Annotated in this window: 23 protein-coding genes; 10 read left to right on the forward strand and 13 right to left on the reverse strand. The window is 60.2% G+C overall.

All coding sequences use genetic code 11. The features are described 5' to 3' along the window. A partial coding sequence (locus ACI3GR_RS12345) for a CLIPPER-2 domain-containing protein (protein WP_407494918.1) occupies nucleotides 1-2,817 on the forward strand: 2,817 nt, incomplete at its 5' end. A gap of 293 nt (nucleotides 2,818-3,110) precedes the next feature. On the opposite strand, the gene ACI3GR_RS12350 is transcribed toward ACI3GR_RS12345, so the two are convergent. Continuing rightward, nucleotides 3,111-3,557, reverse strand: a complete 447-nt coding sequence (locus tag ACI3GR_RS12350; RefSeq protein ID WP_407494920.1) for a MarR family winged helix-turn-helix transcriptional regulator — start codon at nucleotides 3,555-3,557, stop codon at nucleotides 3,111-3,113. Between the two features lie 88 nt (nucleotides 3,558-3,645). Here ACI3GR_RS12350 and ACI3GR_RS12355 point away from each other — a divergent pair, with 88 nt between their 5' ends. Beyond that, nucleotides 3,646-4,083 carry an ABA4-like family protein gene (locus ACI3GR_RS12355; protein WP_407494921.1) on the forward strand — a complete coding sequence of 146 codons (438 nt, stop codon included), beginning with the start codon at nucleotides 3,646-3,648 and terminating at the stop codon, nucleotides 4,081-4,083. Nucleotides 4,084-4,320: 237 nt separating this feature from the next. On the opposite strand, the gene ACI3GR_RS12360 is transcribed toward ACI3GR_RS12355, so the two are convergent. Continuing rightward, complete coding sequence (locus ACI3GR_RS12360; protein WP_407494922.1) at nucleotides 4,321-5,181, reverse strand: LysR family transcriptional regulator; 861 nt, start codon at nucleotides 5,179-5,181, stop codon at nucleotides 4,321-4,323. Nucleotides 5,182-5,316: 135 nt separating this feature from the next. Here ACI3GR_RS12360 and ACI3GR_RS12365 point away from each other — a divergent pair, with 135 nt between their 5' ends. Continuing rightward, nucleotides 5,317-5,940 carry an NAD(P)H-binding protein gene (locus tag ACI3GR_RS12365; RefSeq protein WP_407494924.1) on the forward strand — a complete coding sequence of 208 codons (624 nt, stop codon included), beginning with the start codon at nucleotides 5,317-5,319 and terminating at the stop codon, nucleotides 5,938-5,940. Between the two features lie 93 nt (nucleotides 5,941-6,033). Here ACI3GR_RS12365 and ACI3GR_RS12370 read toward each other — a convergent pair whose 3' ends face one another. Continuing rightward, a complete protein-coding gene (locus ACI3GR_RS12370; RefSeq protein WP_407495567.1) occupies nucleotides 6,034-6,426 on the reverse strand; it encodes a GFA family protein in 393 nt (130 codons plus the stop codon). Between the two features lie 99 nt (nucleotides 6,427-6,525). On the opposite strand from ACI3GR_RS12370, the gene ACI3GR_RS12375 reads away from it, so the two are divergent. After that, nucleotides 6,526-7,257 carry a helix-turn-helix transcriptional regulator gene (locus ACI3GR_RS12375; RefSeq protein WP_407494925.1) on the forward strand — a complete coding sequence of 244 codons (732 nt, stop codon included), beginning with the start codon at nucleotides 6,526-6,528 and terminating at the stop codon, nucleotides 7,255-7,257. 181 nt (nucleotides 7,258-7,438) lie between these two features. Here ACI3GR_RS12375 and ACI3GR_RS12380 read toward each other — a convergent pair whose 3' ends face one another. Further along, the gene (locus ACI3GR_RS12380) at nucleotides 7,439-7,612 is read right to left on the reverse strand and encodes a hypothetical protein (RefSeq protein ID WP_407494926.1); all 174 of its coding nucleotides are present in this window, start codon (nucleotides 7,610-7,612) and stop codon (nucleotides 7,439-7,441) included. 296 nt (nucleotides 7,613-7,908) lie between these two features. On the opposite strand from ACI3GR_RS12380, the gene ACI3GR_RS12385 reads away from it, so the two are divergent. Continuing rightward, on the forward strand, nucleotides 7,909-8,655 hold the full coding sequence (locus tag ACI3GR_RS12385) for an SDR family NAD(P)-dependent oxidoreductase (protein ID WP_407494927.1): 747 nt from the start codon (nucleotides 7,909-7,911) through the stop codon (nucleotides 8,653-8,655). 634 nt (nucleotides 8,656-9,289) lie between these two features. Here ACI3GR_RS12385 and xylB read toward each other — a convergent pair. The 8 genes from xylB to ACI3GR_RS12425 all read right to left on the reverse strand — a co-directional run bounded on the left by xylB (nucleotide 9,290) and on the right by ACI3GR_RS12425 (nucleotide 18,387). Further along, nucleotides 9,290-10,747 (reverse strand): xylulokinase, encoded by a 1,458-nt coding sequence (xylB, locus tag ACI3GR_RS12390; protein WP_407494928.1) that lies wholly within the window; start codon nucleotides 10,745-10,747, stop codon nucleotides 9,290-9,292. 3 nt (nucleotides 10,748-10,750) lie between these two features. Beyond that, nucleotides 10,751-12,247: a mannitol dehydrogenase family protein gene (locus ACI3GR_RS12395; RefSeq protein ID WP_407494930.1), complete on the reverse strand. Its 1,497-nt coding sequence runs from the start codon at nucleotides 12,245-12,247 to the stop codon at nucleotides 10,751-10,753. Then, nucleotides 12,235-13,008, reverse strand: coding sequence for an L-iditol 2-dehydrogenase (locus ACI3GR_RS12400; protein WP_407494932.1), 774 nt, complete (start codon nucleotides 13,006-13,008; stop codon nucleotides 12,235-12,237). The genes ACI3GR_RS12395 and ACI3GR_RS12400 overlap by 13 nt, the downstream gene beginning before the upstream one ends. Then, on the reverse strand, nucleotides 13,005-14,009 hold the full coding sequence (locus tag ACI3GR_RS12405) for an ABC transporter ATP-binding protein (RefSeq protein WP_407494933.1): 1,005 nt from the start codon (nucleotides 14,007-14,009) through the stop codon (nucleotides 13,005-13,007). The genes ACI3GR_RS12400 and ACI3GR_RS12405 overlap by 4 nt, the downstream gene beginning before the upstream one ends. Before the next feature lie 10 nt (nucleotides 14,010-14,019). Then, nucleotides 14,020-14,853 (reverse strand): carbohydrate ABC transporter permease, encoded by an 834-nt coding sequence (locus ACI3GR_RS12410; RefSeq protein ID WP_497204829.1) that lies wholly within the window; start codon nucleotides 14,851-14,853, stop codon nucleotides 14,020-14,022. Nucleotides 14,854-14,857: 4 nt separating this feature from the next. Then, nucleotides 14,858-15,796: a carbohydrate ABC transporter permease gene (locus ACI3GR_RS12415; protein ID WP_407494935.1), complete on the reverse strand. Its 939-nt coding sequence runs from the start codon at nucleotides 15,794-15,796 to the stop codon at nucleotides 14,858-14,860. A gap of 148 nt (nucleotides 15,797-15,944) precedes the next feature. Then, complete coding sequence (locus ACI3GR_RS12420; RefSeq protein ID WP_407494936.1) at nucleotides 15,945-17,237, reverse strand: ABC transporter substrate-binding protein; 1,293 nt, start codon at nucleotides 17,235-17,237, stop codon at nucleotides 15,945-15,947. A 118-nt stretch (nucleotides 17,238-17,355) separates the two neighbouring features. Beyond that, the gene (locus ACI3GR_RS12425; RefSeq protein WP_407494937.1) at nucleotides 17,356-18,387 is read right to left on the reverse strand and encodes a LacI family DNA-binding transcriptional regulator; all 1,032 of its coding nucleotides are present in this window, start codon (nucleotides 18,385-18,387) and stop codon (nucleotides 17,356-17,358) included. Nucleotides 18,388-18,591: 204 nt separating this feature from the next. On the opposite strand from ACI3GR_RS12425, the gene ACI3GR_RS12430 reads away from it, so the two are divergent. Continuing rightward, nucleotides 18,592-19,239 carry an SGNH/GDSL hydrolase family protein gene (locus ACI3GR_RS12430; RefSeq protein WP_407494938.1) on the forward strand — a complete coding sequence of 216 codons (648 nt, stop codon included), beginning with the start codon at nucleotides 18,592-18,594 and terminating at the stop codon, nucleotides 19,237-19,239. Here ACI3GR_RS12430 and ACI3GR_RS12435 read toward each other — a convergent pair. Continuing rightward, the gene (locus tag ACI3GR_RS12435) at nucleotides 19,236-20,099 is read right to left on the reverse strand and encodes a MurR/RpiR family transcriptional regulator (protein WP_407494939.1); all 864 of its coding nucleotides are present in this window, start codon (nucleotides 20,097-20,099) and stop codon (nucleotides 19,236-19,238) included. The two genes, ACI3GR_RS12430 and ACI3GR_RS12435, sit on opposite strands and share 4 nt — an antisense overlap. Before the next feature lie 119 nt (nucleotides 20,100-20,218). On the opposite strand from ACI3GR_RS12435, the gene ACI3GR_RS12440 reads away from it, so the two are divergent. Genes ACI3GR_RS12440 through ACI3GR_RS12455 form a run of 4 tightly spaced genes read left to right on the forward strand, consistent with a single transcriptional unit; the run spans nucleotide 20,219 to nucleotide 23,954 of the window. After that, on the forward strand, nucleotides 20,219-20,992 hold the full coding sequence (locus tag ACI3GR_RS12440; RefSeq protein ID WP_407494941.1) for an N-formylglutamate amidohydrolase: 774 nt from the start codon (nucleotides 20,219-20,221) through the stop codon (nucleotides 20,990-20,992). Continuing rightward, nucleotides 20,989-21,543 carry a TRAP transporter small permease subunit gene (locus tag ACI3GR_RS12445; protein WP_407494942.1) on the forward strand — a complete coding sequence of 185 codons (555 nt, stop codon included), beginning with the start codon at nucleotides 20,989-20,991 and terminating at the stop codon, nucleotides 21,541-21,543. The genes ACI3GR_RS12440 and ACI3GR_RS12445 overlap by 4 nt, the downstream gene beginning before the upstream one ends. Then, nucleotides 21,533-22,861 carry a TRAP transporter large permease gene (locus tag ACI3GR_RS12450; protein WP_407494943.1) on the forward strand — a complete coding sequence of 443 codons (1,329 nt, stop codon included), beginning with the start codon at nucleotides 21,533-21,535 and terminating at the stop codon, nucleotides 22,859-22,861. Before ACI3GR_RS12445 ends, ACI3GR_RS12450 begins: the two co-directional genes overlap by 11 nt. 55 nt (nucleotides 22,862-22,916) lie before the next feature. Continuing rightward, nucleotides 22,917-23,954, forward strand: coding sequence for a TRAP transporter substrate-binding protein (locus tag ACI3GR_RS12455; protein ID WP_407494945.1), 1,038 nt, complete (start codon nucleotides 22,917-22,919; stop codon nucleotides 23,952-23,954). Nucleotides 23,955-24,020: the final 66 nt, after the last annotated feature.

Below are 24,020 nucleotides of genomic sequence, written 5' to 3' on the forward strand. Positions count from 1 at the left end.
AACAGCGCGACCGTCAGCGGCACGCCTCCCTCCGGCCCTGCCGTCGAGGATGTGACCGACAACGGCGATGACACCGACGGCAATACCACCGACGACGCCACGTTGATTACGCCACCGCCAGCCAACCCGGCCTTGCAGTTGGTCTTGCTCACCAACACCGCGCCCGGTGGTGTGACTCAGCCGCTGGTGCCCGGGACGACGATCATCGACATGGACGGCGATGGAGCGGTCAGCAGCGGCGATCGGCAATACTACACCTATCAGGTTACCAATGTCGGGGATGTGACGATCTCGGGTATACGGATCGACGATCCGGACGCGAAAAGCTCGGGTGGACCGATCACGCTGGCGCCCGGCGCGGCAGACACCACGACTTTCTTTGGGTACAAAGAGATCACCCAAATAAATATCGACGCAGGCACACTCTCGAACCAAGCGATGGCAATCGGCTCCAGCCCGGCGGGGACCGACGATGTCAGCGACCTCTCGGATGACACTGGGGTGGGCGACGACGCGACGGTCGTTACCTTTCAGGCCGACGCCGATGTCACGCTGTTGAAAACCGCGACTCTGATCGACAGCGACGGGACGCCGGGGACCAGCGCGGGGGACCGCATCGACTATGTTTTCGAGGTCGCCAATGCTGGCAAAAGCACCCTTGAAAACATCCTGATCACCGAGGTTCTCTTCACCGGTACCGGCACCCTCAGCCAGATCACCCGGACCGGCGGAGACCTGAATACCGACAACCGGCTGAACCCCAATGAGACCTGGAGTTATAGCGCCAGCTACACGATCACGGCCGCCGATATGGCGGGTCCCGGGATGATCTCGAACTCAGCCCGAGTGTCGACAGAGACCGGAGACGGCAGACAGATTCGCGCAAACTCGGCCTCCGAGGTGCCTGGCGTCGAAGCGACCACCGTCGTCTTCCTTGGGACCGTTGCGGGGGAAGTGCGTGAAAACTCCCAGGCTGTGCCCGGTGTACAGGTGAACCTTGTGGACACCGCAACACGCCAGACGATCATGACAACAGTTACAGGCTCGGACGGACGCTACGCCTTGATCGATATTCCGGCGGGCAACTACGACGTCGAATTCATCGGTACGGACGGCAAAGCCTATACCGGCGTAGATGCCGAGGGGAACGGGCTGACTGGAACGATCAATGCTGTCAGGGGCCTGTCCTTCAGCTACCCTTCGACCTCAGCTGACCGCGATTACACTGGGATCAACGCCGTGGCGATCGACCCGAGCGGCGTGATCTACGACTCTGAAACGCGCCAGCCACTGGCCGGTGCAAGCGTGACGCTTGCCTTCAACGGCGCACCAGTGAACACCAGTTGGCTTGTCGGCGGACAAGCGACGCAGGTGACCGGGGCGGATGGGACCTATGCATTCTTCCTGCAATCCCCGGCACAGTCAGGCACTTACACAATTGAGGTCACCTATGCCGGGTACTCGGACTCGGTGCTGTTGCCTCCGCAGGCTGGGGCCTATGTGCCCGGTCTTGGCGGCGGGATCGAACAAATCGTCAGCAGCGCTACGGCACCTGCCGTCGGCGACCCCACGGTCTACTATACCGCGGTGACATTCACCTTTGGGGATTGGACAAACGCCGCGACCTTGTCGAACGGTATCATTCACAACCACATCGCGCTTGATGCGGATCGGCCCGCGGTGATCCCGCAGATCGAAAACCAGGTGAAAGAGATTCTTGAGAACGACCTGCGCCTGACGGTCGAGCGGCAGTCGCGTCAATTCGCGGCCATCTCGCGCTCTGCCCTGCAGCGCCTGAAACGTGGTGAACTGGTTGCGGAGCATTGTGGCGAACAGGCCGAGTCTCGGACGGTGCTGAACGCCGATGGCAACGACACTGCCGTGGTCGTCGATATTGATGGCGAGAGGGTCATCTATGATTGCGCGAAAGAGCTCTGGATCCGCGAAGAAATCGAGGTGTCCTACGACAAGTCGCGCGATCTGGGCCATCAGGTCAGCCTCAGCTTTACCCAGCTTCGCGAACGGTTCGAAACCGAAGACAAGCTGCGGGGCCGGTTCTGGGGCGGGTATGCCAGCCGGACCTCTGTCGCGGCCTCTGGCGCGACGGGCAAGATCGACGGTTTCGGGCTGAACGTCGGTACCTACGGGGCCGAGCGGCACGATGGGCTGTACCTTGACTACTACGGCGCAATTGCCGCCGGTCGCCATGCCTACGCACTGAACTTCGGCCTTGCCCGGGATATCGAAGCCGAAGGGGCCTATGGCTATCTGGCGGTTTTTGCGGGCGTCGGACTTTCTGGTGAGATGCGCCAGCAGGATTGGATCATCGCGCCGACACTCCGCCTTGACATGGCGCATGCCTTCGCCGGGAAAGCTTCGCTCGCCGCGCGCTATTCCGATCTGGCAGGCGCGTGGGAAACCGGGACGATCGCTTTGAACGACCAGTCGCTTGCGCGTCTGACCGGAGAGATCGTGTTCTCCAACGATCTGTCGCTGGCGAATGACGGGATCGGCGTCTGGGACAAGGTCACCGGAGAGTTTTCCTTTGCGCCCCGTCTGTTCTGCGATTTCACCTTCGACAGGGCCGCTGCATCTTGCGGCGTGGGCGGAAATATTTCTTACCGCGAGGCATACCGCCAAGACCATGATCACGTGGAATATCGCGTCGACTACGAACGTCGTGGAACCGGTGATTACAGCCTGTCGGCAGGGGTTGCCCATCAGCGCAAGCTGAAACACGGCCGGTGGTCGAACGAGATCTCGGTCACGCAGGATGCAAAGCCGAAGATATCGACGCAGGTGTCTCTCGATTTCTGAGGTTGGTCGAACATGTGGAAGCGCAGCGGACAGCGTTCACAGAATTTCTTTTCCGGACAATGGCGGAGAGCGCAGCGATGGCCCGCTCTCCGCCATCGATGACCTCGTCCACTCTCGGCCCATTCTCGACACTCGCAAGTTTGGGCCTAGCTGCGGCGCAGCTTCCCCATGCCCGCCCTTCGTGGCGGCGCGCATCATCGACTGTCAGCTCAAGGTCAGAAGAGCGGGCCGAAATGACTGTTCATTCTGAGCCTACGAAAGTCTGTTTTAGGTTACATCGCGACACAGTGGTCTCACGCCAACATATCGCCAGTTCCGGCGATCAACCGACGCAATATCGCGCCGAACTGATCCAACTCCTCGTCTTCGCACCGGTCGTTGAACAGGTAGCCGGCTCGCTTTGAGAACGTGGAAAGCGCTTCAGACAGCTTTTCGCGCCCGGCATTCGTCGCAACGACGAAGCCTAGGCGAGCGTCGCGCTCATCGATCTCACGGTCAATGAGGCCGACTTTTTCCATTGGCGCGGCCATCCGCGTGATTGTGGATGCGCTGACATGCATTCGTCTCGCCAATTCAACGCGGGACAGTCTATTGGCCGCTGAGCGCTCAAGATGAAGCAGCAGCAGAAACTCGTTCACGGATATTCCATGAACAGCCGAAAATTCACCGCTTAGCCCGGCCCGAAAGTCATCAGCGACCTGAAGCAGGCGCAGCGCGTTGGTTGTGTGTAAGTCAGTCATATGCAAAATTTATTGCGAATCGATTGCATATGCAAGCATATTGCAATTTATTGCATCACCTGTCTGCCCACAAAAGGAAATACTCCCCATGGACTTCGAAGGTCTGTTCTCAATCGCCGGTCTTATTGCGATGATTGGCTGGCTCTGTTTGCTCTTCTCGCCGCTCATCCCGAAATGGGCCGACTGGATCGCCGGAACGATCCTGCCAATCGTCTTATCTTTGGGCTACTTCATCCTGCTCGTCATACCATCCTCTGAAGGTGCTGGTGGCTTCGGAACACTCGCCGATGTGATGGTGCTCTTTTCATCTGAGAAAGCTGCACTTGCTGGGTGGGTTCATTTTCTCGCCTTTGATCTGGTTATCGGCGCATGGATTTGCCGCATCGCTCGTGTTGACGGCGTGAGCTTCTGGCTCATTGCTCCGTGCCTGCCTGTCGTCTTTCTTTTTGGGCCTGCGGGGTTTCTTGCGTTTCAATCTGTCCGCGCCGTTCGCAGTAGAGCCACGCGGGCGTCAGTATCGGTATAAACCGTCATTTCGTGCATGCCGCAGCGTCGGTCTCAATGATCTCGGAGGTGCTTTGCTTCGGCATAGCATCGTCCGTAACCGGCGATAGAAGGGACTGCGCCACTCTCGGCCAAAGTCGAGATTTCACCGGAGTGGCCATCGCGGCGGCGCAGCTTCTCCCGACCGGCCATATGTACCTCTTGCTGCATGCGCCAAAGGCCGGTCGCTGCGTAATATGACGAATATGAGCGGCACCCCTTACGAAAGCGCGTCACCGATGTGGTCAAAGACGAGACGGATGCGGCGGCTCGTTTTCAACTCGCTATGCGTGACAAGCCAACTCGGCAATTCGAAACTGCCAATGTCGACGGGCACAAGGTCGCCCAGCTTTCCCGCCGCTCTTTCGGGGAGGATCGCCATGCCCAGCCCGTCACGAACCATCTGAAGAGCCACGAGTTGCGAAGAAGACGTGAACCGAAAGTTTGACCGTGTGAGGTTCAGTTCAGTCGCAGCCAGATGGGATAGCATTTCTTCGGCATCAACGTAGCTGATGATTTGATGAGAGCTGAGGCTGTGCTTGGTTGGGTATCCATGAGCATCAATATAGGCGTTGCACGCGTAAAAACGCATGCTTTCATCCCGAAGCCGCTTGGCAAACAGGTTCGGTTGCTCCGGGCGCGCATGACGGATCGCGATGTCGGCCTCGCGCCGCACAAGGTCCCTCACGCTGTTGTCGGCGATAACATGCAGCTCGAGCAGTGGGGCCTGCTGACTGATCTGCCTCAGAAGGGGTGGCAAGACGAAGGCCGACATCAATTCTGATGCGGTGACGCGGACCTGTCCATCGACCGATTGAGACTGCCCCATAGCGGCGAGACTTATCATGTCGGCATTGCGTGCCATGGCGCGCACGTGGCCAAGAAGGTCCTGTCCGAATTGCGTCAGCACGACAGACCGCCCGGTTCGCTCAAAGAGGACAGCGTTCAGCGCCAATTCGAGCGCGGCAATCTGCCGACTGACCGTCGGTTGCGTCTGCCCAAGCGCACGCGCAGCCCCCGACAAAGAACCCTCCTCGACGACGGTGAGGAACGTTTTCACATGATCCCAGTCGAAACTCATGCGCTCAAGTATTCAATTTCTGCATACTGGGACAACTAATTTCGGCAATTTATTAACTATATTCGCATGGATACGGTCGTCCGCAAAGATGAAGTCGGCACAGTACGCGCGGCTTAGAACCACTTTGGGGACCATATGAAAATTGTAGTGTTGGGTGCCAATGGCCGCACCGGAAAACTCGTTGTCGAAGGCGCGCTTACTGCGGGTGACATGGTCACGGTCGTCGTGCGGTCAGATGATAAGCGTCCTTCGATCAAGCATAACCACTTGGACCTTGTCGTGGGAGATCCCTGCAATCCAAAGTTCCTGACACAGGTCTTTAAGGGCAAAGACGCTGTCATCTCGACGCTTGGCGGCCGAACCCCCAGCAAGGCCGCAACATCGGTCTACTGGAAATCAGCGGATGCAATCGTCGAAGCCGCGTGGAACGCGGGACTGCGGAAGGTCGCGGTGACGTCGAGCGCCTTGCTGTTTCCGCGTACACGCCTCTTTGACATGCTTCTGGCGACAATGGTGCGAAACGTGGTGAAAAGCGCCACGCGGATGGAGGAAACCTTGGAAAGATCGCAGCTTGATGTGATCGTGGGACGGTGCGGTTTTCTTACGAATTCGGTTGAACGGCAATACCGCGCAGAGGTCGGGTCATTGCCTGAAGACGGCTCGACCGTATCTCGTCATGGGCTGGCGCAATTTCTCGTTGATCAGGTTCGGAAACCTGTGACGGGCCTAAAAGTCTATGGCGTTTCTAGCCCCGCGTAGACGATATCAGCGGTGCAAAAACCTCATGATAGGTCCAACCTGACAGGAATCGGCGCGGCCCGACACAAGCGACCTTTGCCCCGACCCGCGCGCCTAAGCCGGATGTCCGACATTTTGCCGGGCATCGTCGCAGATGTCATACCACGACGGTTTCTCGCCAACGAACTCGTGGGATTGAACGACGAGGCCCAGATCACCATCCAGAGTGTTCGCGGCAATCGGAAAGCTGTCTTCGGCCGACAGGATCTCACCCAAGGACGTGCCGCAGATTTTGCAGAAGCAGCGGGCGTAAACATATGGTGCATCCGGCTTGAACACCTGAACGCAGTCCTTGCCGGCGATCCATGTCACATCGTCACGTTTTACGAATGCAATCGTGCTCGCGCCTACCTTGCGGCACCGTGAGCAGTGACACGTCCCGACGAAAGACGGCGGGTTTGCCAACTCGAATTGAACGGCCTGGCAGCAGCAACTTCCTTTGATCATGACGGTCTCGCTTTCTGTTTCGCGCACCTACCTCTCATGTTTTCCGACGGCGATGAATACGGCATGCTGACAGCATAGTGGCAGCATCAGATCAGGGGCGTGAGCGTCCGCAAAGCAGAGCGGCTATTTCAGATCGTACAAATCCTGCGCCGCGTGGGCGGCCCGGTTTCTGCCGAGAAGATCGCGCAGGAACTGGGCGCATTGAAACGGTCGGTGTACCGCGATGTCGCCGCCTTGATGGGGCAGGGCGTTCCGATCCGCGGCGAGGCCGGTATCGGATATGTCTTGGAAAGAGGCTTCGACATGCCGCCTTTGATGCTGACCTCGGATGAAATGGATGCGGCCGTTCTGGGCGCGCATTGGGTCGCCAGCCGTGGCGAGCCGGACTTGGCCAAAGCTGCGCTGAACTTCCTTGCCAAGGTCCAGGCCGTCGTTCCCGAACGCATGCGTGGCCAAGTGTTGGAGCCTGCCACCAGCATCGCGCCGATTGTCCCCGTGCCCGAAGCCGTTGATGCCGCACTTCTGCGCACTGCCATTCGCGCTCATAGAAAGCTGAAACTGACCTACCGCGATGAAAGCGGCGCTCAGACCAGCCGCGTGGTTTGGCCCATATTGCTGGGTTATCGCGACGAGGGGCGCATTCTGGCTGCATGGTGCGAACTTAGAAATGGATTTCGCTACTTCAGTGTCGAACGATTGATCTTGGCAGAATTGTTGGACCACCGGATTCCTGAGAATGCAGGCGTACTGCGGACACGTTGGCGATCCGCAATGGACAAAGAACGGGCAACTTATCTGGGCTCAGGTCTGGAAAATGGAGAGCCGCCATGAATCCAAGCCTAACTACGTAGCTGTCAAAAGGTGAGAACGCAGCAATTGTTACCGTACGCTCAACCAAGGCAATCGGCTGTTCAGGCCGATGGCCCTGACCAATAATTGTGCTGCTACCGGCCTCAACGAAGGGCCCAGTAATGTCGAGACCATCCACATGGCAGCGAAAACGTTTGGCTAGCTATCTGGCCAAGCCGCCGATGCCACAGCCGATGTCGACCAGCCGTTCGCCCTTATGGATGGGCAAGATATCTGCAAGGTCTATGGTCGCAGGGTAGCCGCGTGCGTGGAAATGATCAACAGTTGCAAGGTCTTCGATGGTCGCGGACTCGGGGTCGATCCTGGCTAGTTTCATTGCCTCCGGAATGCGCGCATAAACTTCGCCTTTGCCCAACTGGTCAGAAACCGATTGAGCGTTCGTTATGTACGGACCTCTGAGTCAATCGTGTCCAAAAGACCGCAGGTGCAAGGAGTCCCTCACACATAACAAGGCTGTCAGCTACGCGCTCGGAGCGGCCTTGCGACGTCTTCCTCCGTCATCGAATCCGCCGACGAGACGTATTCCTGCTTGATCGGTTGAACACGTGGCCCGAATATTGCGCCAGTGAAAATATTTGTTGAACACCGACACACGGGAACGGAGCGCGCAACATGGACATCGCGGCAAAGCCGGCCCTCGTTGTCGGCGGCAGTGGCGGCCTTGGTCGCCGGTTGGTAGAGCGGCTGGCGGAAGCAGGCGCCGACGTCGCCGTGGGATGGAGCGCCGGCGAGGATCGCGCGACCGAGGCTTGCGAAGCGATCGAGAAGCACGGAGGCCGCGCCGTCGCTGTCCGGCTCGACTTGCGCGACCCGACCTCGGTCGAAGCAGGTGTGGCGATGGCGGCCGAGACGCTGGGCGGCCTCGCGATCCTGATGAACGCGGCTGGTGCGGCCGGGGGTCCGCCGGCATGCGATCTCGCCGGCTACGATCCCGAGACCTGGGACCGCATCAGCGACATCAACTTTCGCGGCCCCTTCCTCACCTCCCGGGCCGCCGCGCCGCATCTGCGCGCCGCGCGGGGCGCTATCGTGAATTTCGGTTCTACCATCGGGCACGGAACTTGGGGAGCCGACCGGGCCTTTCAGCCCACGAAGGCTGCCGTGTCGGGTCTGACCCGGTTCCTCGCAGCCTCACTGGCACCGGACGTGCGTGTGAACTGCATTGCGCCGGGGCTGATGGAGAATACGGTGATGAGTAGCGGGGCACCGGAAAGCTTCGTTTCGACGTGGCGCGATGCGGCGAAACTCAAGAAGACCACCTCCATTGACGACGTGGCCGAGCAGGCGCTGACCTTCTGCCGAGCGGAGACGGTCACCGGCCAGACGCTGGTCATCGACGGTGGCCTGACCTTCAAGTAGGTCGCGGCTTATCATCAATGACCCAAGTCGCGACCTCGAAGCGGCGCAAAACAGATCATGATCTCCGAAAAACTCTGAAGACGGACCGAATCTTGGGCTCGTCTTCAAGAAGGTCCGGTCATGTCTGCTTTGCTTGGAAGGCTTCCATGACGGGCATCAACTGCGAACGACCTTTGCTCGTCCTAAGTGACTATTTCTGCGCTCGGCTTTCACTAAAAGCTGACTGTTGCGGCTGCGATATATTGAATGCCGGTCGGATTGGCCGCCGGCGGGGTTCCGACCTGTTTGCCGCTCCGCTAATTTTGCATCCGCAAACATCATGAAGGAAGCACGAAAGTTTTTTACAACTCTATCTTGCCCCAAGCGCGTTTTTTTTCGGCGGCCCTTTCCAAAGACAGCCACCTAGGAAATCTTCCGCTCTTAATTGGCTGCAAGTCTGCTTCGAGTAAAACGGCGATTGCAAAGTCTTGCGTGGTTCAAAATGTAATGCGAATTGTGGATTGTGTTAGATCAGCCCCTGATAAAATGCTGGTATTCCGGTTTTGGGCCGACTTCGTCACGCCATTATTATTCGGCGACACGTAGGCGCACAGGCGCAGACCTCGTCGCCCTCCAGAACATTACGCTCAGCGCCCTATTTATTTCGGATCGATTTTATCGCGGGATAGGATTTTCGGAACATTGCGTAGGCATCCTCGAAGGCCAGCTGCAAGTCTGTTTCAGGCTCGAATGTCGCGTGAGCGTCGGGGGGTGTCATGATGTCTTTGATCGGTGCGCCCGTCGCCGCGGCCATGCCAAGGCGTGCGGCGCCAAGGGCCGCGCCGAATGCCGTGCCAGAAGGGACGTCTAGCGTGACGTTCAGGACGGTCGCGATCAGGCGTAGCCAATAGTCAGACGCTGCGCCGCCGCCTATGGCCCAAAGCCGATCGACAGTACCGCCCGTTGCGCGAATGGCTTCGGCACTGTCGCGCAGTCCGAATGCGACGCCTTCCAGCACGGCGCGGGTCATGTCGTCGCGCGTGGTTTGCGTGCCGATCCCGGTGAAGGCACCGCGGATGTCGGCGTCGTTGTGGGGCGTGCGTTCGCCAGACAGATAGGGCAAGAAGCTAACCGGTCCGGGGGGCAACACTCTATCGCCAAGAGCCCCTGTCAGTTGCGACGGGCTAGACCCCGTCAGGCGGGCCAGCCATGACAGGCTATCGCTGGCGGACAGCATGACGCCCATTTGGTACCAGCGATCCGGCACCGCGTGGCAGAAGGTGTGCAAGGCGGTTTCGGGCTTTGGGCAATAGCCGTCGCGCGCCGTCAGCAAAACGCCAGAGGTGCCGATCGAGACGAAACCCTGACCCTCGACCAACGCGCCAATGCCGCAGGCGGCCGCGGCGTTGTCCCCAGCGCCACCGGCGATGATGACGTTCGGGCCAAGGCCCCAGCGGGTGGCCAGTTCGGGCCGCAATGTCCCGGCCTCATCAGAGCCTTCGACAAGGCGCGGCATCTGGTCGGCGCGCATCCCCGAGGCATCCAGCAACCGCTCAGACCACTTGCGTGTGCCGACGTCCAGCCATGCGGTGCCAGCGGCGTCGGACATGTCTGTGACGTGCTCTCCGGACAGGTGCAGGTTCAGGTAGGCTGCAGGCAGCAGAACCTTGGCGACGCGGGCGAAGGTCTGGGGCTCATGCCGGGCGACCCATTCAAGCTTGGGCGCGGTAAAGCCCGGAAAGACGATGTTGCCGGATATCTCACGAACGCCGTCCATGCCATCCAGCGCCGCGGCCTCGGCAAAGGCGCGTGTGTCGTTCCACAAGATACAAGGGCGAAGCACGCGATCCTCGGCGTCCAGAAGGGTAGCGCCGTGCATATGGCCCGACACGCCGATCCCCTTGATGACGGCGAAGGCGGGATGTTGTGCGCGCAGGTCCGACATCACGGCGTCCAGGGCATCGGTCCAGGCGGCAGGGTCCTGTTCAGACCAGCCGGGATGGGGGTGTTGGGTGGTATAGGTCCGATCCGCCGTGCCGACCGGTGTGCCGTCGGCATCGATCAGCAGGGCCTTCAGCCCGCTGGTACCAAGGTCAATCCCCAGATAGGCCATGCCTTAGCCCTGAATGTAGCTGGCCAAGGTCGGTTCCACACCCTGATCATAGAGCGCGTTCAGCCACCGACCAAAGCTTTCGGCGAACCGCGTGTCCTGCCCGATGTCGCCGTACAGGTGACGCTGATCCAGCCACGCCTGCGGCGTGTTTTGCGCGGCGGTGGCGGCCTTTGTCAGGTCGTCCCAGACTGGATCGTTTGGGGCGATCTGGCTGCCGTCCTCGCGGGTGCCTTGGCACATCCGGCACCAAAGCGCCTGTGATAATGCCAACCCGTCCAGCGGTGCGCCCGCGGCAATGGCATCGCGGATCACCGGAAACACAGCGCCGCTGTGCCGGCTGGAGCCGTCGAAGGCCACGCGCCGGACCGTGTCGTGGATCGCGGGGTTTGAAAACCGCCGGTCGATCAGATCGACGTAGGCGGCGGGCGTCATGCCGGGGACCTCTGCAACATGGGGTGCGATCTCTTCCAGCGCGACCTTGCGGAACATGGCGCGGATACCGTCATGCTCCATCGTTTCGGCGATGGTGGTCAGTCCAAGGATTTCTGCGGGGGCCGCGATCACCTGATGGCCACCGTTTAACAAGCGAAGCTTCATCGCCTCATAGGCGTGCACCTTGTCGGAAATCGTCACGCGGACCTCTTCCCAGGGCGGGCGACCGGCGCAAAAGGCGTCCTCGATCACCCACTGACGAAAGTTTTCGTGGGTGACGGGTGCGGCGTCGGCGATACCGAACTGGCGGGCAAGGCCAAGCTCTCTCTGACCTGTCGCGGGCACGATGCAATCGACCATCGCGTTTGGGAAGCTGACGTTTTCGTCGATCCAAGCGCCCAGATCAGCGTCGGCCAGATGACCCAAACCAACCACGACGTCGCGGGTGACACGGCCATTGCCCGGCAGGTTGTCACAGCTTTGCACCGTAAACGGGCCAAGGCCCGCGTCGCGGCGCGCGCGCAGGGCAGCCACAATGGCGCCAAATGCGGTGCGCGGGGCGGTCAGGTTCGCCGCGTCGTGGCGGATGTCGTCGTCATTTGCATCGAACCGCTTGGTCGCGGGATCAAGGTAATAGCCCCCTTCCGTCACGGTCAGCGACACGATGCGGATCGCAGGATCGGACATTTGCGTGATCAGCGGGCCGTGGCCGTCGGTGACAGGGATAAACCCGATCATGGAGCCCACAACCTCGGCCGAGGTGCCGGCAGGGTCCAGTTCGATCAGCGTGGTCAGGAAATCCTGCGCGGCCAGTTTCTGGCGCTGTTGGTCGTCAAAGGCGCGGACGCCAGCGCCGATGATGCCCCAGTCCAGCGCCTTGCCGTCTTGCATCAGCCGGTGCAGGTACCACGCCTGATGCGCGCGGTGGAAATTGCCGACGCCGATGTGGACGATCCCCGGCGTTACGGCTTGGCGGTCATAGCGCGGCGTCTGGATCTGGGTCGGCAATTGGGTCAGCGACGCGTCGGACAGGGGCAGGGCGGTGTCTTTCTGGGTCAGCTCATCCATTGTCCACCATCCACGTTATAGGTTTGCGCAACGATGTATTCGGCCTCGTCCGAGGCAAGGAACACGGCCATGCCTGTCAGGTCCTCGGCCCGGCCCATCCGGCCAAAGGGGACGCCTTGGCCGACTTCGATTTTTTTCTGGCCCAAAGGTTTATCCTCAAGATCGGCAAAGAAAGCGTCGACGCCGTCCCAGTGTTCGCCGTCCACCACACCCGGAGAGATCGCGTTCACGTTGATGCCGTGCCGGATCAGGTTCAGTCCGGCAGATTGGGTCAGGCTGATGACGGCAGCTTTGGTCGCGCAATAGACGGCAACCAGCGGTTCACCGCGACGACCGGCTTGGCTGGCCATGTTGATGATGCGCCCACGGGTGCCGTTGTTGATCATGTGGCGCGCGACGGATTGCATCATGAACAGCGTGCCGTGCACGTTCACGTCGAAGGCGCGCTGATAGTCTTCGGTGGTGATCTCGACCAAGGGCGCGGCGGTAAAGATCGCGGCGTTGTTGATCAGGATATCGATGCTGCCAAAGCGGGCGCTGGTTTCCATCGTCGCGGCGCGAATGCTTTGGCGGTCGGTCACATCCAATTCGACCGCAAAGGTCGCATCGCCAATCTCGGCCGCCGTTTCGCGTGCGCGGGTGATGTCGATATCGGCAATCGCCACGCGCGCGCCGTCTTTCACGTAGGCCTCGGCAAAGGCGCGGCCAATACCACGCGCCGCGCCCGTGATCAGGGCATTTTTTCCGGCCAGTCGTGTCATTCGATCCGCAAGCCCTGCGCGTCAAAGCGGTGCATCCGGCCCTCTTGCGGGGTCAGATAAATCGTGTCGCCATGTTCCACCGCCATGTCGCCGCTGATCCGAACCGTCACAGTTTCGGCAAGCCCGGTGTCATGGACGTGGATGAACGTGTCAGAGCCAAGATGTTCGGCCACGCCCACGGTGCCCTTCCACAGGCCATTCGTCGTGCTGGCGTCGGTATGTTCGGGGCGAATGCCGACGCTGTGGCAATCGTATTTCGCGGCCTCTTCGCCTTGGAAGATGTTCATCGTGGGCGATCCGATGAAGCCCGCGACAAAGATGTTGCGCGGCTTGTGATACAGGTCCAGCGGGCTGCCCACCTGTTCGATCACGCCCGCCTGCAGCACCACGATCTTGTCGGCCATGGTCATCGCTTCGACCTGATCATGGGTGACGTAGATCATCGTCGTGCGCATGCGTTTGTGCATTTCGGAAATTTCCAGACGCATGCCCACGCGCAGTGCCGCATCAAGGTTCGACAGCGGTTCGTCAAACAGGAACGCCTTAGGGTCGCGGACAATGGCGCGACCGATGGCGACGCGCTGACGTTGTCCGCCCGACAGCTGCCCCGGCTTGCGGTCCAGATAATCGGTCAGGTTCAGGGCCTTTGCCGCCGCGTCGATACGGGTGTTCTGTTCGGCCTCGGGCACGCCTGCCATGCGCATCGGAAAGGCGATGTTCTTGCGCACGGTCATATGGGGGTAAAGGGCGTAGGACTGGAATACCATGGCCAGCCCACGCTTGGACGGGGACACATCAGTCAGGTCTTCGCCGTCGATCAGCACGCGGCCCGAGGTCGTGTCTTCAAGCCCCGCAATCAGGCGCAGCAAGGTGGATTTCCCACAGCCCGACGGCCCGACGAAAACGGCAAATTCGCCGTCTTCGATGGTCAGGTTCAGCGGCGGGATCACCTGCGCCGGACCAAAGCTTTTCGTCACGTTTTCCAGTTGGATGCGTCCCATGTTCTTTTCCTTATTTGACCGCGCCGAAGGTCAGGCCCTGTACCAGCTGCTTCTGGCTGAACCAGCCCAGAATGACGATCGGACCAACGGCGGCGGTGGAGACGGCAGAAAGGCGACCAAAGAACAGCCCCTCGGGGGCGCGGTTGCCTTCGATCAGTTTCGACAGGGTGGCGGCGTCCGTCGTGGTCAGACGAACGGTCCAATAGGCTTCGTTCCAGCAGAAGATAAAGCACAGAAGCGCGGTCGAGATAATGCCCCCCCATGCCAGCGGGATCAGGATTTCCCGGATTTCTCCCCAAGTGTTGACGCCGTCCATCTTGCCCGCTTCGATGATGTCCTTGGGGATTTCCTTGAAGTAGGTGAACAGCATCCAGACCACGATCGGCATGTTGATCAGGCTTAGCACCATGATGACCGCGAAATGCGTGTCGAACAGGCCCAGCGACTTGGTCAGGAAGGTCATCGGATAAAGAACCGCCGCGGCCGGCAACATCTTGGTCGACAGCATCCACATCAACACGTCCTTGGTGTTGCGCGACGGGTTGAATGCCATGGCATAAGCCGCCGGGATCGACACGAGAAGCGTGAAGATCGTGGCAAAGACCGAGGTGATGACCGAGTTGCTGGCGAACCGCCAGTAATCATAGTTCTCGGTCATGTTCAGATAGTTCTGAAGCGTTGGTTTGAAGAATAGCAGGTTCTCCGGCTTCACGGCATCGGCGTCCGTCTTGAAGCTGGTCAGGACCATCCAGAAAATCGGAAAGAAGAAGATCAGCGCCACGACCCAGGCCAGCACGGGCCAGGCGATACGCGAAAAGGTCGATTGCTGGGCAACGATCGCCATGAGCTTACTCCATCAGGGTTTTGCCAACGGCGCGCAGCAGGAAGATCGCGACGATATTGGCAAGGATCACGGCGAAAATGCCGGTGGCGCTGGCCGCACCGATATTGTTGTTGGCGAATTCGCCGATTAGATAGGGCAGGTTCTTGTTGCCATTGCCGCGGCTGACGATCTCGATCTCGGCATAAAGCGACAGATGGAAAATCGCCTGGATCATCACGACGATGGATATGGGGCGGGCCAGATGGGGCAGGGTAAGGAACCGGAATTGCGCCCAGGCACTGGCCCCGTCCAGAACTGCGGCCTCTTTCTGCTGCTGATCCTCGGATTGCAGCGACGTCATGAAGATCAGCACGGCAAAGGGCGTCCACTGCCATGTCACCATGATGATCACGGCGATGGCGGATGTCTGGGTGGCCCGGAAGGAAATCGGCGACAGGCCCGGCCACAGAGAGAAGAACCAGCCCACCAGCGGCGCGTCCCGCAGGCTGGCGGCGGTGTTGTTGATCGCCTCGACCGCCAGACCCTGTAGGCCCAGCACCGGATCGAGGATCATGTTGATCCACAGGACCGCGTTCACGGCAGGCATAATGAAGAAAGGCGAAATCAGCAGAACCCGTACGATGCCACGGCCAGGGAATGACCGGTTGATCAATACGGCGATCAGGATGCCGAAGACGACGGTGAAAAACAGGATCGAACAGACGATCAGCAGGCTGTTCTGGATTGCCAGAATGAAATCCTTGGAGTTCAGAACGAACTCGTAGTTGCCAAAGCCGCGCCAGTTGCTGATCGACGGTTTCGTCCATTCCGGGCGGCGCAGCGAATTCAGCACGTAGCGGATAAAGGAAAAATACAAAGTCATGCCAAGCGGCACGATCATCCAGATCAGCAGCAGAACAACCGCAGGCGTCTGAAGTAGGCGCGGTATCCGTCTGTTTGACATGATGCTGTCCCCTCTGATCCCTTACCGGGCAAGCGTGGCGTGATGGTCTGTGCGGTGGCGTAATGTCAGCCTAGCGCCCGGACGCATTCCGCGCGAGCTTTGGCTCAAGAAGGGAGGGCCCGATCAAGGCCCTCCCCAGCTCAGTGGCTTAGTAGTAGCCTGCTTCGCGCATGATCGCGTCTGCAGCCTCTTGCGAGTCTTCCAGCGCTTCATCCACGGACTTGGCGCCGGAGAGGGCGGCTGCCATTTCCTGAGCTACAGCAGAGCCGACTTCCGGGAATTCCGGGATCGCGGCGAACTGTACGCCGACGTATGGTTTCATGTCGGTCGCTTCGGGGGCCGCGCTTTCGATGGCAGCCATTTCAGCAGCCGCGAACTTGGCGACTTCCTGAAACTCAGGGTAGGCGTAGGTCGAAGACCGCGTACCGGTCGGGACAGAGGCCCAGCCAAAGTCGGGGTGGTTCGCGACGGCTTGGATGTACTCTTTGGACGTGGCCCATTCGATGAAGTCCTTGGCCTGATCCGCGTTGGGCGTACCAGCAGGAACCGCCATGGCCCATGCCCACAGCCAGTTCGCGCCAACCGGGTTACCGGCGTTGGGCGACTGGGCGTAAGCGACGCCATCAACGGTCAGGAAAGACGCTGCGATCGTCGCGTCGATCCACATGCCGCATTTGCCTTCGTTATACAGCGCGAGGATTTCGTTGAACGAATTGCCCTCGGATCCCGGAGGGCCGTAGGTGCCCAGCAGGTCGACGTAGAAGGAAATCGCGTTCTGCCATGCTTCGGTGTCGATGGTCGGCTTCATGTCCGCGTCAAACCACGCACCGCCGTAAGAGTTCACCATGGCCGTCAGGAACGCCATGTTGTCGCCCCAGCCCGGCTTGCCGCGCAGGCAGATGCCATAGACGCCATTGTCCGGATCGTGGATTGCGGCAGCGGCGGTTTTGATGTTTTCCCAGCTATCGTTGTCTTTGATTTCAACGCCAGCCGCGTCGGTAAGGTCCTTGCGGTACATGACCATGGAGCTTTCGCCATAGAAGGGCGCAGCATACAGCGTGCCGTCATGCGACAGTCCGTTGCGGATCGCGGGCAGCATGTCGTCCATGTCGTAGTCGTCGCCAAAGTTCAGCGGCTCGATCCAGCCAGCGGCGCCCCAGATCGGCGCTTCCTGCATGCCGATGTTGATGACATCGTACTGGCCACCACCGGTCGCGGTGTCGGACGTGACCTGTTCGCGCAGGACACCTTCTTCCAGCGAAACCCAGTTCAGCGCCACACCGGTTTCTTCGGTGTAGGCCTCGGCGACCTTTTGCATGTTGATCATGTGGCCGTTGTTGACGATGGCGATGGTCAGCTCTTTCGAGTGGCTCTCGGCCAAGGCGCCTGTGGCGATCAGCGCAGCAAAGCTGGCCGCACCAAGTGCAGTCTTCACGTACATCCCTAGTCCTCCCTGAATTGGATGTTCTGGCGTAAAAGCTAAACGGAAGACTTGCGCGCCGTCAATTAAACTTTATCGCGCGTAAAATTTTATATTTCCGGGCAGAAAAACAATGCCTTCACGCGGACCCGCGCATGATCAGCCGTCCTTCGAACCACGTATCTTCGCGCGATGGCAGCCGTTCGCCCGATTCGATCAGCCCCAGAATCGTCTGAACGCTTGACGCTGCGATCGCCTCGTAACCCTGCGAAACCGTGGTCAGGCTGGGGCAGGTGTAGCGTGAAAACGGGTGGTCATCGTTGCCTGCGATCCGCAGCGCGCTGCCCGCGCCGTGACCGACGCGCAGCCCGCTTTCAAATGCGGCCGACAGCAGGCCAATGGCCAGACGGTCGTTGGAGCAGAGCAGCGTATTGGTCGGAAACTTGCGTTCCGCCAGCACCCGTTTGCCTTCGCGAAACCCGATCTCTTCGAAATCCCAGCCTTCGCCCTCGACTTGGATCAGATGCGGTTCGTGATCCAGCCTCTCCATCGCTGCGACATAGGCGTCGCGCCGTTTGAAAGCGTTAGGGTTGATAGGGGTCTTCATCTCGAAAAACGCAGGCGGTTCGCCGGTGCGGCACAGGTATTCGACCATGACCGACACGGTCTGCGTGTTGTCAGAGCCAAAGTAAGCCTCTCCGATTCCGTCCAAATTTGCGTCGAACAGGACGGTGGGCACTTCGTCCGCGAACTCCGCGACCCGTTTTCGATCTGATGCGCGGCCAAGCGGGGCCAGCAGCACGCCCGCCGGTTTGATCGCGCGCAGGCTGTCGAGGTTCGCGATCTCTTGCTCTGGCCCAGAGTGAGAACTGAGCAGCAGGGGGCTGTACCCGGCCTCGAGGATCAATCCTTCTATGACACGGGCGATCGCGGCAAAGAACGGGTCGGTCATGTTGGGCACGACCAACCCGATGTTCTTGGTCTGTCGCCGGTTCTGATTGATGGCGTAGATGTTGGGGCGATAGTCGTATTGTTCCAACGCCGCTTCGATGCGTTCCCGGGTCGAGGCGCGGACCGAGTCCGGATCGTTGAAATACTTCGACACGGTCGGGCGGGATATCCCGCTGGCCGCTGCAAAGTCTTCCATGTTCTTGATCTTTGATCCGCTCATTGGCTGGGTCCGAACTAGTGACAGGCGCACCTTCCAACGGGGACGCGGGCAAGTGGGCCGCGCTGTGTGCCGGGTCAGTCTAATTTGCGCGCGTCAAGTTTCAAGATGAACTGCGTCCGGCGCGTGGAAAAAGCGTCGGCGGAAAAACGAACACAAACCCCGCGGCTGTCTTGATCCCGGATCAATTCGGATCACATCTGCCTTATGAAACTCTGGGCTTTGCTATTCACACTGCTTTTCGTCGCCGCCTGCGGGCGTGGGGTGCCGGACGATGCGCGCATCGTCGTTGCGGGCGATTCCGTCATGGCGTGGAACCGCACGCAGGGTGCCGCGGTCGCCAATGTGCTGGAACAGCAGTTGGGCGAACCGGTGGGCGACGTGTCCTTGCCATTGGCGCAGGTCGCTGGCGGGCGCGGGGCGCTGAATATCCCGACGCAGCTTAAGAATATCAGCGCCGACTGGGTCGTTCTGAACGGCGGGGCCAACGACATCAGCGGGGCCTGCGATTGTTCGAGCTGCGGCGCGGTCATTGATCGGCTGATTTCCGACGACGCGCGCAGCGGCGCAATCCCGACGCTGGTGAACAGCCTGCGTCAACGCGGATCGCGTGTCGTTTGGGCGGATTACTATACCTCGCCGCGCTACGCCGGAACGGCCTGTGAGGCGCCTTATGATCTGCTGGAGTCCCGGCTGGAACGTATGGCCGCCGCGGATGACGGCGTCAGCTTTGTCGACATGGACGATGTCTTCAGCCCAAACGATCTGTCGCTGTTCGCGGGCGACCGGGTGCATCCATCCGCCAAAGGCTCGGCCCGGATCGCGCGGTTGGTCGCCCCTGCGATCGCGCGCTAGGCGCCACGGAAAATTCGCGACGCGCCCAGCATCGTTTCCAGCGCACGGATACGTTCCGCGCTTTGCTGTGACGACCGTGATTGAATGTCGGCCACCAGCGCTTCAATCAGGAAGTTGATGGCGAGGGTCGAATCCCAGCTCGACGGCACTTCGACCATGGCGCGGAAGGTATGCGCGGCGATCTTTTCGATCGGCGATCCCCAGGCGTCCGTCACCAGAACCACCGTTGCCCCCTGATCCACGGCGATCCCGGCCAGCTTTTCCAACTCTCGTTCATAGCGCCGGATGTCAAAGACGATCAGGGTGGCGGCGTCGTTCATTTCCAGCAGCGACTGCGGCCAGACCGAGGGCGAGCTGTCCAGCAGCCGGACGTTCGGCCGGATGATCTGCAGGTGGTTGAAAAAGTAATGCGCGTTGGACCGGGTGATCCGCCCGCCTAGCAGATGCACGGCGCGGGCGGGGTCCGACAGCAACTCGGCCACCGCGTCAAATTCGGCCAGATCCAGACGGGCGAGGGTGCGGTTGATGTTGTCCGACACCGCCTCGGCAAAGCGGGATACGATGTGATCGCGCGCGTCGTCCCGGCTGGCCTCCAACTTGGCCAGCGGGCGTTTCATCCGTTCGCCCAACTCGGCGCGGATGGCCTCTTGTAGGTCGGGATAGCCGTTGAACCCCAGCTTGCGCGCCAATCGGATCACGGTGGGGGTCGATACCTCGGCCTCATCCGCCAGACGGGTGATGGATTGCAGCCCGGCGACAAAGACATCCTGCTGCAGAACGGCCGCCAGTTTGCGTTCCGCGGCGGTCAGTTCCGCCTGTTTTTCGCGCAGCAGATCCAGAACCAAGGGGCGATTATCCAAGAGTGGTTCCTTTCTGTACAAAGACGCCGGTCTTGTAGAAAACGTTACAGGATAATTCTTGACAGACCAGAATTAACTGTAGTGATGATTACAGGAGGCCAAGACAAAGGGCAATTTCCGTGCAAGCCGACTGGACAGCCGTAACCGTAACCAACCCCGAGGGCGCCGCCCCCGTGGTGCTGGTCTGCGAACACGCGTCCTGTGACATCCCCGCCGATCTCGACGGTCTGGGCCTCAGCGAAAAGGCCCGCACCTCCCACGCCGCGTGGGATATCGGCGCGGCAGACATGGCTATTGAAATGGCGCGCCTGTTGGATGCGCCGCTTGTCGCGGCGGGCGTGTCGCGGCTGGTGTATGACCTGAACCGCCCGCTAGACTCCAAGTCAGCTATTCCAGAAACCAGTGAAATCTTTGACATTCCCGGCAACCGCGGATTGTCAGAGGTCGACCGCCGCGACCGGTTCGACAGGCTGCACACCCCCTTCCACGTGCAGCTGGCCGACACGGTCGCGGCGCAACAGGCCCGGGTCGGTGGCCCGGTCGCACTGATCACCATCCATACCTTTACGCCCGTGTTTTTTGGCAAACAGCGCGCGGTCGAAATCGGCTATCTGTTCCACGCGAACGGCGGACTGGCAAAGGCCGCGCTGAAGGCCGAAGGGCAGGCGGGCCGTTACAAGGCCGCGCTGAACGAACCCTATGCTGCTACCGATGGCGTGACCCATACGCTCAGGATGCAGGGCGAAGATCACGGATTGCCTAGCCTGATGATCGAGGTGCGCAACGATCTGGTCGATACCCCTGAATCCGCACGTGCCATGGCCGCCCATCTGGTCGAAGTGCTTGTCAGCGCGCTCAAGGGCGTCGCGGATCAGCAGGAGGCCGCTGAATGAATTTCATGCGGCACTTCATTCGCATCGTGGATGGGTTCAACTATGGACTTGGCCGGATCATGATGTTCGGCATCTTCGCCCTGATGGGTGTGCTGCTGTATTCGACCTACTCCAAGGCCGCAGGCTCCCCGTCGCTTTGGACGTTGGAAATGGCCCAGTTCATCATGGTGGGCTATTACATCCTTGGCGGGCCCTACGCGATCCAGATGGGATCGAACGTGCGGATGGACCTGTTCTATGGTGATTTCACACCGCGCCGCAAAGCGTGGTTCGACGCCTTCACCGTCTTCTTCCTGCTGGTCTATCTGGGCGTCCTGCTGTGGGGCGGGATCGAGTCCACGCAATATGCCTTCCAGTATGGAGGAGAGAGGTCGTCGTCTGTCTGGCGCCCGTACATCTGGCCGATCAAGGTGATCATGTGCATCGGGATCACGCTGATGCTGCTGCAATCGCTGTCCGAGCTGTTCAAAGACATCCTGTTCCTGAAAACCGGCGAACCGCAGAGGCCCGACCAAGAAGAAGATCAGAAAGAGGTCAGCAATGTCGTATGAGCTGATCGCCATCCTGATGTTTTCGACCATGATGCTGATGCTGTTCACTGGCCAGCGGGTGTTCGGGGCCATCGGCTTTGTGGCCGTGGTTGCGGCGATCTTCCTCTGGGGGGACCGGGGCGGATACGACCTTGGGTTCTCGGCGGCGATCAAGCTGATGCGCTGGTACCCGTTGCTGACGCTGCCGATGTTCATCTTCATGGGCTACGTGATGTCGGAATCCAAAATCGCCGACGACCTCTACAAGATGTTCCACGTCTGGATGGGCGGGCTTTCGGGCGGGTTGGCCATCGGGACGATCTTCCTGATGGTGTTGATCTCGGCGATGAACGGTCTGTCGGTCGCGGGCATGGCCATCGGCGCGACCATCGCTTTGCCGGAACTTTTGAAACGGGGCTATGACAAGATCATGGTGACCGGGGTGATCCAGGCCGGGTCCTCTTTGGGCATCCTTGTGCCGCCCTCGGTCGTTCTGGTCCTTTACGCGATGATCGCCCGCCAGCCCGTCGGCCAGCTGTGGCTAGCCGGTGTGCTGCCGGGGCTGATGATGGCGGCCCTGTTCGTCATCTACATCGCGGTGCGCTGCCGCATGAACCCGGCATTGGGTCCGGTGCTGCCCAAGGACGAACGCGACGCGGTGCCCTTGGGCGAAAAACTACGGCTGCTGCGCGCGGGCCTGCTGCCGCTGGTGATTTTCGCAGTGATGATGGTGCCCTTTGTCAAAGGCTGGACCTCGCTGGTCGAAAGCTCTGCCATCGGCGCGCTGGCGGCGTTCATGGCGGCGGTGCTCAAAGGCCGGATGACCCGCAAGGTGTTCGAGACCTGCCTGCGCCAGACCCTCGGCATCACCTGCATGTTCATGTGGATCATCCTTGCGGCGCTGGCCTTTGGCGCGGTCTTCGACGGCCTTGGCGCGGTCAAGGCGATCGAAAGCCTGTTCACCGAACGCCTTGGCCTGAACCCATGGGTCATCCTGATCCTGATGCAGCTGTCGTTCCTTGTGATGGGCACCTTCCTTGACGACACCGCCATGCTGGTCATCGTCGCACCGCTTTACGTGCCGCTGGTCGGAGAGTTGGGCTTCAACCTGATCTGGTACGGCGTGCTGTACACGATCACCTGCCAGATCGCCTATATGACCCCGCCCTTCGGCTATAACCTGTTCCTGATGCGCGCGATGGCACCGCCGGAAATCGGCCTGAAAGACATCTACCGCAGCATCATCCCCTTCGTGGGCGTCATGGTGGTCGCGCTGGTGATCGTGATGGCCTTCCCGCAGATCGCGCTGTGGCTGCCGGACCTGATTTACTCAAGATGAACCAGAAACCGGGACAACCGGTTCGCATAATTCGAAACCAACAGGAGAGAAAGAAATGACTACAAGACGTTCATTCCTAAGAGGCGCGGCCACCGCCGTTCCCGCAACGCTGGCGGCCCCCGCCATCGTCAAGGCGCAGGACACCATCAAGTGGCGCTTCCAGACCTATGCGGGTAGCGCGCTTGGCGAACAGGTGACCAAGCCGATCATCGACTACATCAACACCGCCGCGAATGGCGAGCTGGAGATCGAGCTGTTCTACGCCGACCAGATCGTCCCCACCGGAGAGCTGTTTCAGGCGATGCAGCGCGGCACCATCGACGGCGTACATTCGGACGACGACTCCATGGCGTCGCCCACCCCGTTGCGTCAGTTCGGCGGCTATTTCCCTTTTGCGACCAAGCACATCCTCGATGTGCCGGTGCTGTTCAACCAGTACGGGTTGAAGGAGATCTGGGAAGAAGAATACGCCAAGGTCGGCGTCAAGTGGCTGTCCGCCGCAGGGCAGGACCCGTGTAACTTCAACACCAAGAAGGAAATCACCAGCGTCGCAGACCTTGACGGGCTGAAGCTTTACACCTTCCCCACCGCCGGTCGCTTCCTTGCGCAGTTCGGCGTCGTGCCGATGAACATCCCTTACGAGGATGCAGAGGTCGCCGTGCAAACCGGCGAGCTGGACGGCATGGCCTGGTCGGGCATCACCGAAGACTACACCGTCGGCTGGGCAGATGTGACCGACTACTTCCTGACCAACAACATCTCGGGCGCTTGGATCGGGTCGTTCTTCGTGAACGAAGGCCGCTGGGCCGACCTGCCGGATCACCTGAAATCGCTGGTCATGGCAGGCATCGAAGCGGGCCACACCTACCGCAACCAGTGGTACTGGGGTGGTGAGGCCAAGCTGCGTGCCACTGGCGACAAGCTGGAACTACGCACTGTGCCCGCCTCTGAATGGGCCGAGGTCGAGAATGCCGCCAAGGCGTTCTGGGAAGAGGTCGCGCAGGAAGGTGAAGTGCACCAGAAGATCGTCAACATCTTCAAGGAATACAACTCGGTCATCAATCAGGCCGGACCGCCGTACACCAACGGCTAAGGCCGCGTACGGACAAAAGCAGGGTGGCCCCGTCGTGGGCCACCCTGTCACGTGAACACCAAGGGG

Origin of the sequence: Pseudooceanicola aestuariicola (genome assembly GCF_045763785.1) — a bacterium.
Taxonomy (GTDB): Bacteria; Pseudomonadota; Alphaproteobacteria; order Rhodobacterales; family Rhodobacteraceae; genus Pseudooceanicola.